Annotated in this window: 9 protein-coding genes; 7 read left to right on the top strand and 2 right to left on the bottom strand. The window is 70.2% G+C overall.

What is annotated here, in order from left to right; translation table 11 throughout:
* Positions 1 to 6: 6 nt before the first annotated feature.
* From nuoL to recQ, 4 genes are all read left to right on the top strand, one after another.
* Positions 7 to 1,908: an NADH-quinone oxidoreductase subunit L gene (gene nuoL, locus ACIRHA_RS30835; RefSeq protein WP_403852664.1), complete on the top strand. Its 1,902-nt coding sequence runs from the start codon at positions 7 to 9 to the stop codon at positions 1,906 to 1,908.
* 5 nt (positions 1,909 to 1,913) lie between these two features.
* Positions 1,914 to 3,488: an NADH-quinone oxidoreductase subunit M gene (locus tag ACIRHA_RS30830; RefSeq protein WP_403852662.1), complete on the top strand. Its 1,575-nt coding sequence runs from the start codon at positions 1,914 to 1,916 to the stop codon at positions 3,486 to 3,488.
* 8 nt (positions 3,489 to 3,496) lie between these two features.
* Entirely contained in the window at positions 3,497 to 5,161 is a 1,665-nt protein-coding gene (gene nuoN / locus ACIRHA_RS30825) for an NADH-quinone oxidoreductase subunit NuoN (RefSeq protein WP_403852660.1), read from the top strand.
* Between the two features lie 216 nt (positions 5,162 to 5,377).
* Positions 5,378 to 7,318: a DNA helicase RecQ gene (recQ, locus tag ACIRHA_RS30820; protein WP_403852658.1), complete on the top strand. Its 1,941-nt coding sequence runs from the start codon at positions 5,378 to 5,380 to the stop codon at positions 7,316 to 7,318.
* A gap of 191 nt (positions 7,319 to 7,509) precedes the next feature.
* Here recQ and ACIRHA_RS30815 read toward each other — a convergent pair whose 3' ends face one another.
* Entirely contained in the window at positions 7,510 to 8,847 is a 1,338-nt protein-coding gene (locus ACIRHA_RS30815; RefSeq protein ID WP_403852657.1) for a fumarylacetoacetate hydrolase family protein, read from the bottom strand.
* Positions 8,848 to 9,135: 288 nt separating this feature from the next.
* Here ACIRHA_RS30815 and ACIRHA_RS30810 point away from each other — a divergent pair, with 288 nt between their 5' ends.
* The 3 genes from ACIRHA_RS30810 (at position 9,136) to ACIRHA_RS30800 (ending at position 12,625) form a co-directional block, all read left to right on the top strand.
* Positions 9,136 to 10,413 (top strand): ATP-grasp domain-containing protein, encoded by a 1,278-nt coding sequence (locus ACIRHA_RS30810; protein WP_403852655.1) that lies wholly within the window; start codon positions 9,136 to 9,138, stop codon positions 10,411 to 10,413.
* A gap of 48 nt (positions 10,414 to 10,461) precedes the next feature.
* Positions 10,462 to 11,664: an FAD-dependent oxidoreductase gene (locus ACIRHA_RS30805; protein WP_403852653.1), complete on the top strand. Its 1,203-nt coding sequence runs from the start codon at positions 10,462 to 10,464 to the stop codon at positions 11,662 to 11,664.
* A 157-nt stretch (positions 11,665 to 11,821) separates the two neighbouring features.
* Positions 11,822 to 12,625: an HAD family hydrolase gene (locus ACIRHA_RS30800; RefSeq protein WP_403852651.1), complete on the top strand. Its 804-nt coding sequence runs from the start codon at positions 11,822 to 11,824 to the stop codon at positions 12,623 to 12,625.
* Between the two features lie 174 nt (positions 12,626 to 12,799).
* Here ACIRHA_RS30800 and ACIRHA_RS30795 read toward each other — a convergent pair whose 3' ends face one another.
* A complete protein-coding gene (locus ACIRHA_RS30795) occupies positions 12,800 to 14,809 on the bottom strand; it encodes a CocE/NonD family hydrolase (RefSeq protein WP_403852649.1) in 2,010 nt (669 codons plus the stop codon).

Here is a 14,809-nt window from a genome sequence, read left to right as displayed (position 1 = left end):
ACCGCTATGAATGCAGAGAACCTGATTGCGCTGCTTGTCGCAGCGCCACTGCTCGGAGCGGCCGTACTGCTGTGCGGTGGGCGGGCGTTGGACCGGGTGGGTCATCTGCTCGGCACGCTGCTCGCGGCCGTCTCCTTCGTGGTCGCCGTCCTGCTCTTCACCGACATGCTCGGCAAGGGCCCGGAGGACCGCACGCTCAGCCAGCACCTGTTCAGCTGGATCCCCGTCGAGGGCTTCCAGGCGGACGTCGCCTTCCAGCTGGACCAGCTGTCGATGACGTTCGTCCTGCTGATCTCCGGCGTGGGCACGCTGATCCACCTGTACTCGATCGGGTACATGGAGCACGACGAGCGGCGCCGCCGCTTCTTCGGCTACCTGAACCTGTTCGTCGCGGCGATGCTCCTCCTGGTCATCGCCGACAACTACCTGCTCCTGTACGTCGGCTGGGAGGGCGTGGGCCTCGCCTCGTACCTGCTCATCGGCTTCTGGCAGCACAAGCCGAGCGCGGCCACGGCCGCGAAGAAGGCGTTCCTGGTCAACCGTGTCGGCGACATGGGTCTGTCGATCGCGATCATGCTGATGTTCACGACCTTCGGAACCTTCGCCTTCGGGGACGTCCTGGGGGCGACCGGTGACACGTCCGAGGGCAAGCTCACCGCCATCGGCCTGATGCTGCTGCTCGCCGCCTGCGGCAAGTCGGCGCAGGTGCCGCTGCAGTCCTGGCTCGGGGACGCGATGGAGGGCCCGACCCCGGTCTCGGCCCTCATCCACGCCGCGACCATGGTGACCGCGGGTGTCTACCTGATCGTCCGCTCCGGAGCGATCTTCAACGCTGCGCCCGACGCGCAGTTGGTCGTCACCATCGTCGGCGCCGTCACGCTCCTCTTCGGTGCGATCGTCGGTTGCGCGAAGGACGACATCAAGAAGGCCCTGGCCGGTTCGACGATGTCGCAGATCGGCTACATGATCCTCGCCGCGGGCCTCGGCCCCATCGGCTATGTGTTCGCGATCATGCACCTGGTCACGCACGGCTTCTTCAAGGCGGGCCTGTTCCTCGGCGCCGGTTCGGTCATGCACGGCATGAACGACGAGGTCGACATGAGGAAGTTCGGCGGCCTGCGGAAGTACATGCCGGTCACCTTCGTGACGTTCGGGCTCGGGTATCTGGCGATCATCGGATTCCCGGGCCTGTCCGGCTTCTTCTCCAAGGACAAGATCATCGAGGCGGCGTTCGCGAAGGGCGGCACAGAGGGCTGGATCCTCGGGGGCGTCGCCCTCCTGGGCGCGGCCATCACCGCGTTCTACATGACCCGCGTGATGATCATGACCTTCTTCGGCGAGAAGCGCTGGCAGCCCGACGCGGAAGGCCACGAGCCGCACCCGCACGAGTCGCCGTCCTCCATGACGATCCCGATGATCGTGCTCGCGGTCGGCTCGGTCTTCGCCGGTGGCTTCTTCTCCATCGGGGACCGCTTCCTGCACTGGCTGGAGCCCGTCACCGGGCACGACCACGGGCACGCGCCCATCAGCGCGGGCGTGGTCACCGGAGCCACCATGGTGTGCCTGGTGATCGGCGTGGGTCTCGCCTGGTTCCAGTACGGGCGCCGCGAGGTTCCCGCCGTCGCCCCGCGCGGCTCGCTGCTCACCCGCGCCGCTCGGCGCGACCTGCTCCAGGACGACTTCAACCACGTCGTCCTGGTGCGCGGCGGCGAGCACCTGACGCGCTCCCTCGTATACGTCGACCACACCCTGGTCGACGGGGTGGTCAACGGGACGGCGGCCTCGGTCGGCGGCCTCTCCGGTCGGCTGCGCAAACTCCAGAACGGCTACGTGCGCTCGTACGCCGTCTCGATGTTCGGCGGCGCGGCGCTCATCGCCGCGGTGACCCTGCTGATGAGGGCGGTCTGATACCGATGTCCTTTCCTCTGCTGACAGCGACGGCGGTACTGCCGGCCGTGGGCGCGATCGCCACGGCCGCCGTGCCGGCGAAGCGGCGCACCGCGGCCAAATGGCTCGCGCTGTTGTTCTCGCTCGCCACTCTGGTCCTCGCGGCGGTGGTCGCGGTCCGCTTCGACCCGGGCGGCGGACGCTTCCAACTCACCGAATCGCACGCGTGGATCGCCGACTTCGGGGTCCGCTACGAGCTGGGTGTGGACGGCATCGGGGTGGCGCTCATCGCGCTGACCGCGCTGCTGATCCCGTTCGTGATCCTCGCGGGCTGGCACGACGCCGACCCGCAGGAGACGGGCAGCACACGGTGGCGGCCGACGCAGGGCTTCTTCGCCCTGATCCTCCTCGTCGAGGCGATGGTGATCATCTCCTTCGAGGCCACCGACGTCTTCGTGTTCTACATCTTCTTCGAAGCCATGCTCATCCCGATGTACTTCCTCATCGGCGGCTTCGGGGACCGGGCGGGCCCGCACGGTGAGAAGGAGGCCGCGACCCAACGCTCGTACGCGGCGGTCAAGTTCCTCCTCTACAACCTGGTCGGCGGCCTCATCATGCTGGCGGCCGTCATCGGTCTCTACGTAGTGGCGGGCACCTTCTCGCTCTCGGAGATCGCGGAAGCCCGCGCGAGCGGCTCGCTCGACATGGCGACCAACACCGAGCGCCTCCTCTTCCTGGGCTTCTTCTTCGCCTTCGCGGTGAAGGCCCCGCTGTGGCCGCTGCACACCTGGCTGCCGAACGCGATGGGGGAGGCCACCGCCCCGGTCGCCGTACTGATCACGGCAGTTGTCGACAAGGTCGGCACGTTCGCGATGCTCCGCTTCTGCCTCCAGCTGTTCCCGGAGGCGAGCAAGTGGGCGACGCCGGCGATCCTGGTGCTCGCCCTGATCAGCATCGTCTACGGCGCGTTGGTCGCGGTCGGCCAGCGCGACATCAAGCGCCTTGTCGCCTACGCGTCGATCTCGCACTTCGGCTTCATCATCATGGGCATCTTCGCGATGACCAGCCAGGGCCAGTCCGGCGCGACGCTCTACATGGTCAACCACGGGATCTCGACGGCGGCGCTGATGCTGGTCGCCGGCTTCCTGATCTCGCGACGCGGCTCGCGGCTCATCGCGGACTACGGAGGCGTGCAGAAGGTCGCTCCCGTGCTCGCCGGTACGTTCCTGATCGGCTCCCTCGCCACCCTCTCACTGCCGGGCCTCGGGCCCTTCGTGAGTGAATTCCTGGTCCTGGTCGGCACGTTCACGCGCTACCCGGTGATCGGCATCATCGCCACCTTCGGCATCGTGCTCGCCGCGCTCTACACCCTGGTGCTCTACCAGCGCACCATGACGGGCCCGGTGAAGCCGTCGACCGAAGGCATCGCGGACCTGAAGGTGCGTGAGCTCGCGGTCGTGGTCCCGCTGATCGGCGTACTGATCTTCCTGGGCGTCTACCCGAAGCCGGTCACCGAGCTGGTGAACCCGGCGGTCAAGCACACCCTGTCCGACGTCCACAAGAAGGACCCGAAGCCGGAAGTGGAGGCGGCTCACAAATGAGTGCACTGGTGAGTGCTTCTTCTGTCCACAGCCTGTGGACAACGACGGCCACTGCGCCCCTTCAAGAGGGGATCTCCAAGATCGACGCACCGAAGATCGAGTACGCGCAATTGTCGCCGACCTTGATCGTCATCGGTGCCGCCGTCCTGGGGATCGTGGTCGAGGCATTCGTGCCGCGCCGGTCCCGCTACTACGTGCAGGTGTTCCTCGCCGTCGTCGCGCTCGCGGCCGCCTTCGCGGCGGTCGTGGGGCTCGCGGCCGGCGGGTACGGGACGACGAAGGCACATATCGCGGCCATGGGCGCGATCGCCGTCGACGGCCCGGCGCTGTTCCTGCAAGGGGTCATCCTGCTGTCCGGGCTCGTCGCGATCTTCACGTTCGCCGAGCGGCGGCTCGACCCTGAGGCGCACGGCAACCGCGTCGACTCGTTCGCCGCGCAGGCTGCTTCCGTGCCCGGCAGCGACAGCGAAAAGGCCGCCATAAAGGCGGGGTTCACCACCACCGAGGTGTTCCCGCTGGCGCTTTTCGCGATCGGCGGCATGCTGGTCTTCCCCGCGGCGAACGATCTGCTGACGCTGTTCATCGCCCTGGAAGTGTTCTCGCTCCCGCTGTACCTGCTGTGCGCCGTGGCCCGTCGCAAGCGGCTCATGTCGCAGGAGGCCGCGGTCAAGTACTTCCTGCTCGGCGCCTTCGCCTCCGCCTTCACCCTGTTCGGCATCGCGCTCCTGTACGGCTACGCGGGCTCCGTCTCGTACGCCACGATCGCGAGCGTCGTCGACGGCTCGATCCAGAACGTGGACCCGGCCCTCGCCGACACCATGGGCAACGACGCGCTGCTGCTCATCGGCATGGCGCTGGTCGGCATGGGCCTGCTGTTCAAGGTCGGCGCCGTCCCGTTCCACATGTGGACGCCGGACGTGTACCAGGGCGCGCCGACGCCGGTGACCGGGTTCATGGCGGCGGCCACGAAGGTCGCGGCCTTCGGCGCGCTGCTGCGGCTGCTGTACGTCGTCCTGCCGGGGATGCGCTGGGACTGGCGTCCTGTCATGTGGGCCGTCGCCATCGTCACGATGCTGGGCGGCGCGATCGTCGCGATCACGCAGACCGACATCAAGCGACTCCTCGCGTACTCCTCGATCGCGCACGCCGGCTTCATCCTCGCCGGTGTCATCGCGACGACGCCCGAAGGCGTCTCGTCCGTCCTCTTCTACCTGGGCGCGTACTCCTTCGTGACCATCGGCGCCTTCGCCGTGGTGACGCTGGTGCGCGACGCGGGGGGCGAGGCGACGCACCTGTCGAAGTGGGCGGGGCTCGGGCGCAGATCGCCACTGGTGGCGGCGGTCTTCGCGGTGTTCCTGCTGGCCTTCGCCGGCATCCCGCTCACCTCCGGGTTCGCGGGCAAGTTCGCCGTGTTCAAGGCGGCGGCCGAGGGCGGCGCGGGCGTGCTCGTCGTGGTCGGTGTCGTGTCCTCGGCGATCGCCGCGTTCTTCTACATCCGTGTGATCGTCCTCATGTTCTTCAGCGAGCCGAAGACGGACGGGCCGACCGTGGCCGTGCCGTCGCCGCTGACCATGACGACGATCGGAGTGGGGGTCGCGGTCACCATCGTGCTGGGGCTCGCGCCGCAGTACTTCCTGGATCTGGCGGGCCAGGCCGGGGTGTTCGTGCGGTAGCGGTACCGCCGCCGTCGCGCGTGGTGGAGGCCCGGTCCCTGGGAGGGGGCCGGGCTTTCGCGCGTACGGTTCGCGCGGCGGGCGCGGCATCCGGGCCCGCTCGCACCCCCAGCCTGTGGATAACTTTCCGGAGTGTCGGTCCGGACCCCTATCGTTACTGGAGAAGTCGAGACGAGCTGGACGCACGGGGGCAGGGCGATGGACGGGACACAGGGTATGAGCGAGGTGACCGGGAGCGAGGCGCTAGCCACGCTCCACCGGGTCTTCGGGTACGACGCCTTCCGCGGTGAGCAGGAAGCGATCATCGAGCACGTGGTGGGCGGTGGGGACGCCGTCGTGCTCATGCCGACCGGTGGCGGCAAGTCGCTGTGCTACCAGATCCCGGCGCTGGTCAGAGCCGGTACGGGGATCGTCGTCTCGCCCCTGATCGCGCTGATGCAGGACCAGGTGGACGCGCTGCGGGCGCTCGGGGTGCGCGCCGGGTTCATGAACTCGACGCAGGACTTCGAGGAGCGCCGCCTGGTGGAGGCGGAGTTCCTCGCGGGCGAGCTCGACCTGCTCTATCTGGCGCCGGAGCGGCTGCGTCTCGACTCCACGCTCGGGCTGCTGTCACGCGGCAAGATCTCCGTCTTCGCGATCGACGAGGCGCACTGTGTGGCGCAGTGGGGCCACGACTTCCGCCCCGACTATCTGACCCTGTCCGTACTCGGCCAGAACTGGCCCGACGTGCCGCGCATCGCCCTGACCGCGACGGCGACGCACGCCACGCACCAGGAGATCACCCAGCGCCTGGGCATGCCGGACGCCAAGCACTTCGTGGCGAGCTTCGACCGGCCCAACATCCAGTACCGGATCATCGGCAAGGCCGAGCCGAAGAAGCAGCTGCTCGGCTTCCTCCAGCAGGAGCACGAGGGCGACGCGGGCATCGTCTACTGCCTGTCCCGCAAGTCCGTGGAAGCGACGGCCGAGTTCCTCAGCAAGAACGGGATCGAGGCCGTGCCGTACCACGCGGGCCTGGACGCGGGCACGCGTGCGCGGCACCAGTCGCGGTTCCTGCGCGAGGAGGGCCTCGTCGTCTGCGCGACCATCGCGTTCGGCATGGGCATCGACAAGCCGGACGTGCGGTTCGTCGCCCACCTCGACCTGCCGAAGTCCGTCGAGGGCTACTACCAGGAGACGGGCCGCGCCGGGCGGGACGGCCTGCCGTCGACGGCGTGGATGGCGTACGGGCTGCAGGACGTGGTCCAGCAGCGGAAGCTGATCAACATGGGGGAGGGGGACGAGGCGTTCCGGCGCCGCGCCTCCGCCCACCTCGACTCGATGCTGGCGCTGTGCGAGACGGCGCAGTGCCGCCGGTCCCAGCTGCTCACGTACTTCGGGCAGGAGGGCGCCGAGGCCTGCGGCAACTGCGACACCTGCCTGTCGCCGCCCGAGACGTGGGACGGCACGGTCGCCGCGCAGAAGATCCTTTCGACCGTGGTGCGGCTTGAGAGAGAGCGGCGGCAGAAGTTCGGCGCGGGCCAGATCATCGACATCCTGCTCGGCAAGCGCAGCGCCAAGGTCATTCAGTTCGACCACGACCAGCTCTCCGTCTTCGGTATCGGGGAGGAGTTGGCGGAGGCCGAATGGCGGGGCGTGGTGCGGCAGTTGCTGGCGCAGGGGCTCATCGCGGTCGAGGGCGAGTACGGGACGCTGGTGCTCACCGAGGAGAGCGGCACCGTGCTTGGGCGGCAGCGGGAGGTGCGGCTGCGCAAGGAGCCGAAGCCGGCGCCTCGTGCGGCGGCGGCCCGTGAGCGCAAGGCCAAGTCGCCCGCGGTCGAGCTGCCGGCGGAGGTGGCGCCGGTCTTCGAGGCGCTGCGGGCCTGGCGGGGGGCGCAGGCGAAGGAGCACGGGGTGCCGGCGTACGTCATCTTCCAGAACGCGACGCTCAGCGAGATCGCGTTGCAGCAGCCCACGTCGCTTGCCCAGTTGGGGACGATCGGCGGGGTCGGGGAGAAGAAGTTGGCGACGTGGGGCGAGGGGGTGCTTGGTGTTCTGGCGGGCTTGAGAGGTGACGTGGCGCCCTCCGGGGCGGCGGCGCGGGACGACGGGCCGTGGCCCGATGAGCCGCCGCATGACGACGAGTACGAGCCCGTCCCGGAGGATGTCGGCTGGTGATGCGGCGCCGTCCCCACGCCACGGGGCTCCGCCCCGGACCCCGCGGGCTCTCGTCGGAAGAGCGGGCTTTAAAGGCCTGCTCAATCGCCGCAGGGGCTTGATGTGCGCGGCTCCGTCTGCCACGGTGCCTTGGTGCCGCGCGCCCATGACCACAGGCGTCGACCCCGGCGCCCGCCGCCGGGTGACAGGCGTCAGGCCCCCGCCACGATCCGGCCCGTGACCTCGCCCAGTTGGACTTTCGCTCCGTCCGGGCCGGGGGCCCAGGCGGAGAGGGTGACCACGTCGTCGTTCTCCAGGAAGCCGCGTTTGCCGGTGGGGAGGTCCAGGGGCTGTTGGCCGTTCCAGGTGATCTCGATGAGGGAGCCGCGCTCGTTGTCCTCCGTGCCGCTGATCGTGCCCGAGCCGTAGAGATCGCCGGTGCGCAGAGAGGCTCCGTTGACCGTCATATGGGCGAGCATCTGGGCGCCCGTCCAGTACATACCCGAGAAGGGGGGTTCGGAGATGACCTGGCCGTTGAGGGTGACCGTGATGCGCAGGTCGTAGCCGGCCGGGTCGGCGGCCGCCCCGGGGCCGCTGTCGTCCAGGTACGGCAGCAGCGGCACCGTCCGCTCCGGCGGGGGCACCCGGGCCGCGTCCAGGGCTTCGAGCGGCGTGATCCACGCGGAGATCGACGTCGCGAACGACTTGCCGAGGTGCGGGCCGAGCGGCACCGTCTCCCAGTTCTGGATGTCGCGCGCCGACCAATCGTTGAGGAGGCAGAGGCCGAAGACGTGGTCCCGGAAATCCGTCAGCGGTACCGAGGTGCCCTGCCGCGACGGGACGCCGACCACGTAGCCGACCTCCGTCTCGATGTCGAGGCGGACGGACGGGCCGAAGACCGGAGCCGGGTCGGCCGGGGCCTTGCGCTGGCCCGAGGGGCGCACCACGTCCGTGCCGGAGACGACGACCGTGCCGGAGCGGCCGTGGTAACCCACCGGCAGGTGCTTCCAGTTGGGCTTCAGGGGCTCCTCGTCGGGACGGAAGAGGCGGCCGAGGTTCGAGGCGTGGTTCTCGGACGCGTAGAAGTCGACGTAGTCCGCGACCTCGAAGGGGAGGTGCAGGGTGACCGAGGACAGGGGGTGCAGGAAGGGGCGGACGGTCTCGCGGTGGGCCGGGGCCGTGACCCAGGCCGTCAGGGCGCGGCGCACGTCCGACCAGGTCGTACGACCGGCGGCCAGCAGGGAGTTGAGGCTCGGGCGGGCCAGGACCGTGACGTACGGGGAGCCGAGGGCAGCGGCGGCGGCGCCCGCGTCCAGGACGTGATCCCCGATCCGGACGCCCACAGAGCGCTCGCCGTCGCCTGAAGCGTCACCCGAGGCGTCCCCCGAGGTGTCACCCGAGAGATCGCCCGAGGTGTCGTCGACCAGGGAGAAGACGCCGTACGGAAGGTTGTGCGGGCCGAAGGGGTGGCCTTCGGGGAGGTCGAGTGGGTCGAGTCCGTCGAGCGGGGTGTGCTCGGACGCGGACTCGGAGGTGGCTGCGGGTGCCATGCCTGCGGGCCTCACTTTCCATTCGGGTGCGCCACATTGGGCGCGCCGCATCGGGTGCGCCACATGGGGTGCGCCACACGTTACGTGGGAGGTACCGGTTTGCGGCAGTGCCTAAAGAGTTCGCAATGTCCGAATGACCCGTTGATGGAGTGGTGGGTTCCGGCTTAGCGTGATTGTCCGGTGGGCACGGACGGGGCTGGGGCCCCGTATTCAAGGTCCGGGTCCAAGGGGGGACACGTGGGGGGACCCGTGGCCAGGAGCGCCGGGAGTGTCAGTGGTGCCGCAAGCATGCCGTTCGCCGTGGACCGTGATGTCCCGGGCCTGATCGTGAAGTTCGGCGACTACCCGCTGCACCACGGAGGGGTGGGCGCGATCCGCAGCCTGGGGCGGCTCGGCGTTCCGATGTACGCGATCACCGAGGACCGCTACACGCCCGCGGCGGCCTCGCGCTATCTGTGCCGGGCCTTTCCCTGGCGTACGACGGGGACGGAGGAACCGGAGCGGCTCGTCGACGGACTGCTGCGCGCCGCCCGCCGGATCGGCCGGCCGGCGGTGCTGATCCCGACGGACGAGGAGGCCGCGGTCCTCATCGCCGAGCATCAGGACCCGCTCGCCGCCGCGGGCCTGCTCTTCCCGCGGGTGGAGCGGGAGTTGCCGCGCCGCCTCGCGAGCAAGCAGGGCCTGCACGAACTCTGCGTGGAGCACGGCATCCCGTCGCCGACGGCCGCGTTCCCGGCGTCGTACGCGGACATCGAGGAGTTCGCGGTGAAGGCCCGGTTTCCGGTCGTGGCGAAGAACCGGGAGGCGTTCACGCGCCGCTCGCGGCCCGCCGTCAACGGGACCACGAAGATCGAGACTCCGGACGGGCTGCGCCAACTCGCCCTGGAATGGGGCGAGAAGCCCGGTGTGATCCTCCAGGAGTATCTGCCGCGCGAGGACGCCGAGGACTGGATCGTGCACGCGTACTTCGACCAGGACTCCACGCCGCTCGCGATGTTCACCGGGGTCAAGGTCCGCTCCTGGCCGCCGCACGCGGGCATGACGGCGAGCGCGTACGTCGTCGACAATCCGGAACTCGCGGACGTCGCCGCACGTTTCATCAAACAGATCGGCTTCACCGGAATCATCGACCTCGACCTGCGCTTCGACCGGCGCGACGGACAGTACAAGCTGCTCGACTTCAATCCGCGGATGGGCGCCCAGTTCCGCCTCTTCGAGAACGAGGCGGGCGTCGACGTCGTCCGTGCCATGCACCTCGCACTCACCGGCCGCACCGTTCCGGAGGGGGAACAGCGGGCGGGACACCGCTACGTCGTCGAGAACATCGACCTGCCGGCCCTGCTGGCATACCGGCGCAGCGGCTATACGACCCCGCACGCCCCGTCCCGCGCGAGCGGGACGGAGCTGGCGTGGTGGGCGGCCGACGATCCGCGGCCGTTCTTCACGATGCTCGCCCGGTTCGTACGGCCGGGGGCGAGGCATCTGTACCAGCTGTGGCGGACCAACCGCCGCGGTAGCAGTACCGGTTCGGGCGGCGGACGCGGCGGACGCGGCAGCCCGGCCTGACCGGGGCAGCGAAGTAGGTGACGCGGCGTCGTCCTGGGGAGGGGCTTCGTGAATCATCCGGTAGCAGTCATAGGGGCGGGCCCCTACGGCCTGTCCACCGCGGCGCACTTGAGGGCGCGCGGCATACCCGTCAGGGTCTTCGGGGAACCCATGGTGAGCTGGCGCTCGCACATGCCCGAAGGCATGATCCTCAAGTCCGTGCCGTCCGCGTCGAACATCGACGCGCCGCAGCGTGGGCACAAGCTGGTCGACTACTGCGATGCGGCCGGGATCAAGCGGCTCGTCACGGACGAGGACCTGATATCCGCCGACACGTTCGTGGCGTACGGGGACTGGTTCCAGAAGAAGCTGGTGCCCGACCTGGAGCGGGTACGGGTGGTCTCCGTGGACCGGCGCGGGCGCGAGGGCTTCGAGCTGAAGCTGGACTCGGGCGAGCAGTTCACGGCGCGGGCGGTGGTCGTCGCCACCGGCCTGTCCGGCCTGGAGCACCTGCCGGGGGAGTTCACCGCGGCCGTGCCTGACGGACCCGCCCCCACGGGCCCGGTCTCGCACAGCGCGCAGCACCACGACCTGTCCCGGTTCGCGGGCAAGGAGCTGATCGTCGTCGGGGCGGGCCAGTCCGCCCTGGAGACGGCGGCGCTCGCGGCGGAGGCGGGCGCGAGCGTGACGGTGGTCGCGCGCGGCAAGGGCCGGGTGCGTTTCGGGGCGCCGCCGTGGCATCAGCCGAAGTTCCGCCCGGAAACGCCGTTCGGCAACGCGTGGTCGCTGTACGCGCTCACGTACTACCCGCACCCGTACCGTCATCTCCCGCCGCAGGCACGGCACTTCCTGGTCAGGAGGGTGCTCGGGCCACTGGGCGCGTGGTGGCTGAAGGAGCGGTTCGAGGGCAAGGTCGCGGTGCGCGACGTCGCGGGGGTCGAGCGGGTGACGGTGTCCCACGGCGCGCCGGTCGTGAGCGTGCGGACGCTCGGCGGCCGCGCCGACGACCTGTCCGCCGACCATGTCATCGGGGCGACGGGGTACCGGGTGGACCTGGCGGCGATGCCGTTCCTGGGGGAGGGGCTGCGCACGCGGCTCGCCTCCAGTCGGGGCACTCCGCGGCTCGGCGCCGGCTATGTGTCGTCCGTCACCGGCCTGTACTTCACGGGCATGCTGGGCGGGTCCTCGTACGGCCCGGTCATGCGCTTCGTCTGCGGCACGGAGTTCGCCTCGCCTCGGCTCGCGGGGCATCTGGCGCGGGCGCACGGTTGACCGGTGTCACCGGCAACTACCAGCGTGCTCACCTCGGTTGACCCTGTCGGGCAGTAACCCGAACAGATGACATCACCGCGTCGTGACCGGCCGTTCCTCGCCAGGGCGGCCGGAACTCGACGGGTCGGGGGCCCGGCCGGTCCGTATTCTTCGGATCATGCCCGCACCCGCATATGCACTCATCGCCACTGACCTGGACGGCACGCTGCTGCGCGGCGACGACACGGTCTCCGACCGGACCCGCGACGCCCTGGCGGCGGCCGTCGCCGCGGGCGCCCGGCACATCGTGGTGACGGGGCGGCCCGCGCCCCGCGTGAAGCCGATCCTCGACGACCTCGGCGGGAGTGGGCTCGCCGTGTGCGCGCAGGGGGCGCAGCTGTACGACGGCGTGGCGGACCGGCTGCTGTGGTCGCTGACGATCGACCGGGACCTCGCCGAGCAGGCCCTCGGGAAGATCGAGGCCGAGGTCGGTCAGGTGTACGCGGCCGTCGACCAGGACGGGGTGGAGGGCCTCACGCTCATCGAGCCCGGCTACCTCATGCCGCATCCGACGCTGCCCGCCGTACGGGTCCGGGGGCGCGCCGCGCTCTGGGAGCGGCCGATCAGCAAGGTGCTGCTGCGCCATCCGTCCCTGTCCGACGACGAGTTGGCGGCGGTGGCGAGGGCCGCGGTGGGGCCGCTCGCGACCGTCACCATGTCCGGGCCCGGGACGGTCGAGCTGCAGCCGCGCGGCGTGACCAAGGCGACGGGGCTCAGCCTTGCGGCGGAGCGGGTCGGGGTGGGGGCCGCCGACACGATTGCCTTCGGCGATATGCCGAATGATGTGCCGATGTTTGTGTGGGCGGGGTGGGGGGTGGCGGTGGCCAATGCGCATCCTGAACTCAGGGCGGTCGCTGACGAGGTGACTTCGTCGAATGAGGAGGACGGGGTGGCGGTGGTCCTGGACCGCCTCTACCGGTAGCCCGTCCCCCGGCCACGGGGCTCCGCCCCGGACCCCGCGCCTCAAACGCCGGCGGGGCTATTTATAGCCCGGCGGAGCTATTTATAGCCCCTGCAGGGGGCACCTCCCAGCGTTAGCTGGGGGAGATTGAGCAGGCCCGTCCGGCAGGACATTCGGGAGTGCCCCGCTCCCGGTTCAGCCCGACGTCCGCGGAATCCGGCGCTCCCACGTCCGGTGGAACACCACCTCCTCGCCGTCGCGGCACACCACCTCGCTCGACGTGATGAACTCCCGGTCCGTGCAGGTGATTTCGGACCGGGTGGAGACCCTCGCGTCCCAGCCCGCGTCCGGGCGGTGCAGGCGGATCGTCCAGTCCGAGCGGGTGCGGGCGGACAGCGGGTCGGACTCGTTGATGACGTAGGTCTCCAGCGCGTCCTCGGTGAACTCCAGGCCGTCCGGGTACAGGCGCGTGCCGCCGTAGCGCGGGTCGACCTCCAGCTTCCACTCGCCCTTGGCCACATCCCGGACGACGAGGCGCTCGGGGCGCGGCCCCTCCAGAGTCTCGGGGTAGACGACGCCGAGGGGCTCCGACTGCTCCGGTTCGGCGAAGGAGATCTCCGCGCCGGGCCCACCGCCCCGTACGGGAAGTTCGAGGGCGCTGCCCACCGGGTCGAGCGTGAAGCCGGCCTCCGAACCCGGCTGCGGCCAGATCCACGGCCAGTACGCGGACGAGACCGCGAGCCGGATGCGGTGGCCTGCCGGGAAGGCGTGGCCGATGCCGTTCAGCTCGAAGGTGACGTCCTCCGTGGTGTCCGGGTCCCACGGCACGTTCTCGGACCGGCCGTGCCGGGAGGACAGGTTGAGGACGCCCCGCGTCACCAGCGTCGAGGAGCCGTCCGGCGCCACGTCGCACACCCGCGCCACGACCTGCCCGCGCTCCACCGGGCACGTCAGCCGCAGCGTCACGCGCGGCCTGCCGAGGACCCGTACCTCCTGCGGCACCTCGAACTCGAAGCACGCCGACTTGGCGTCCTCCTCCCGCTGGTCGGGCGGCAGGTCCGCGTCGTTCCCGAACGGGAAGAAGCGGCCCGCGTCCAGGCCGGTGTGCTGCGGCGAACGCACGATCTGGGGCGGGCCCTGAAGTGCGTACGAGACGGGGGCGACGTTCGGCGACGGCCACGACGTGTCGCCGACCCAGCGGCCCGGCAGCTCGTCGTAGACGGTGGCCGGCGGGTGCGAGTCGCTGATCCAGGAGCGGAGCTTGGGCTCGGCCATCACGCCCGTGTCCTCGCCCTTGAGCCAGTGGTCCCACCAGCGCAGCGTCTCCTGGAGGAAGCCGATGGCCGGGCCCGGCGGCAGGCCGCGGTCCGGGTACTGGTGCGACCAGGGGCCGATGATGCCGCGCATCTGCTCGGCCGGGAGGTGCTCGGCGAGCCGCAGCACCGTGTCCCGGTACGGGTCGTGCCAGCCGCCGACCGCGAGCACGCCCGCCTTGATCGCGGAGTAGTCCTCGCAGACGCTGCCGTGCCGCCAGTAGTCGTCGCGGGTCTGGTGGTCCAGCCATGTGTGGATGAAGGGGTCGACCGACTCCAGGCGCTTCGTCCACATGTCCTTCCAGCCGTCGCCCACGTACTTCGGGTCCGGCGGGCGCGACACGAACGCCAGCATCGTCGCCGCCCACGCGTGCATGTCCACGGCGAGCACGGAGCCGCCCATGTAGTGCACGTCGTTGTCGTAGCGGTCGTCCGCCGAGCAGACGGTCACGATCGCCTTCAGCGGCTCGGGGGCGAGGGCCGCGATCTGGAGGGAGTTGAAGCCGCCCCAGGAGATGCCGAACATGCCGACCTTGCCGGAGGACCACGGCTGCGCGGCCAGCCAGTCGACCACTTCCACGCCGTCGGCGAGCTCCGTCTCGGAGTACTCGTCGGTCGGCATGCCCTCGCTGTTGCCGTGCCCGCGCACGTCCACGCGTACGGAGGCGTAGCCATGACCCGCGTACCAGGGGTGCCGCTGCCAGTCGCGCGGCGCCGTCCAGTCGGAGAGCCGGTAGGGGAGGTACTCCAGGAGCACCGGCACGGGATCGTCCGTCGCCGGGCGCCATACGCGGGCGAAGAGAGTCGTCCCGTCGGACAGGGGTACGCGGATGTCCTCGCGGACCGTGCCGAACGGGAACTCGGTCTGGATGCGGGGGGAAGCAGGGCTCAT

This window comes from Streptomyces sp. NPDC102360, from assembly GCF_044766085.1.
Lineage (GTDB): Bacteria > Actinomycetota > Actinomycetes > Streptomycetales > Streptomycetaceae > Streptomyces.
Note: the sequence above shows the minus strand (reverse complement) of the source record. Positions and strands in the feature narration are given on the sequence as shown.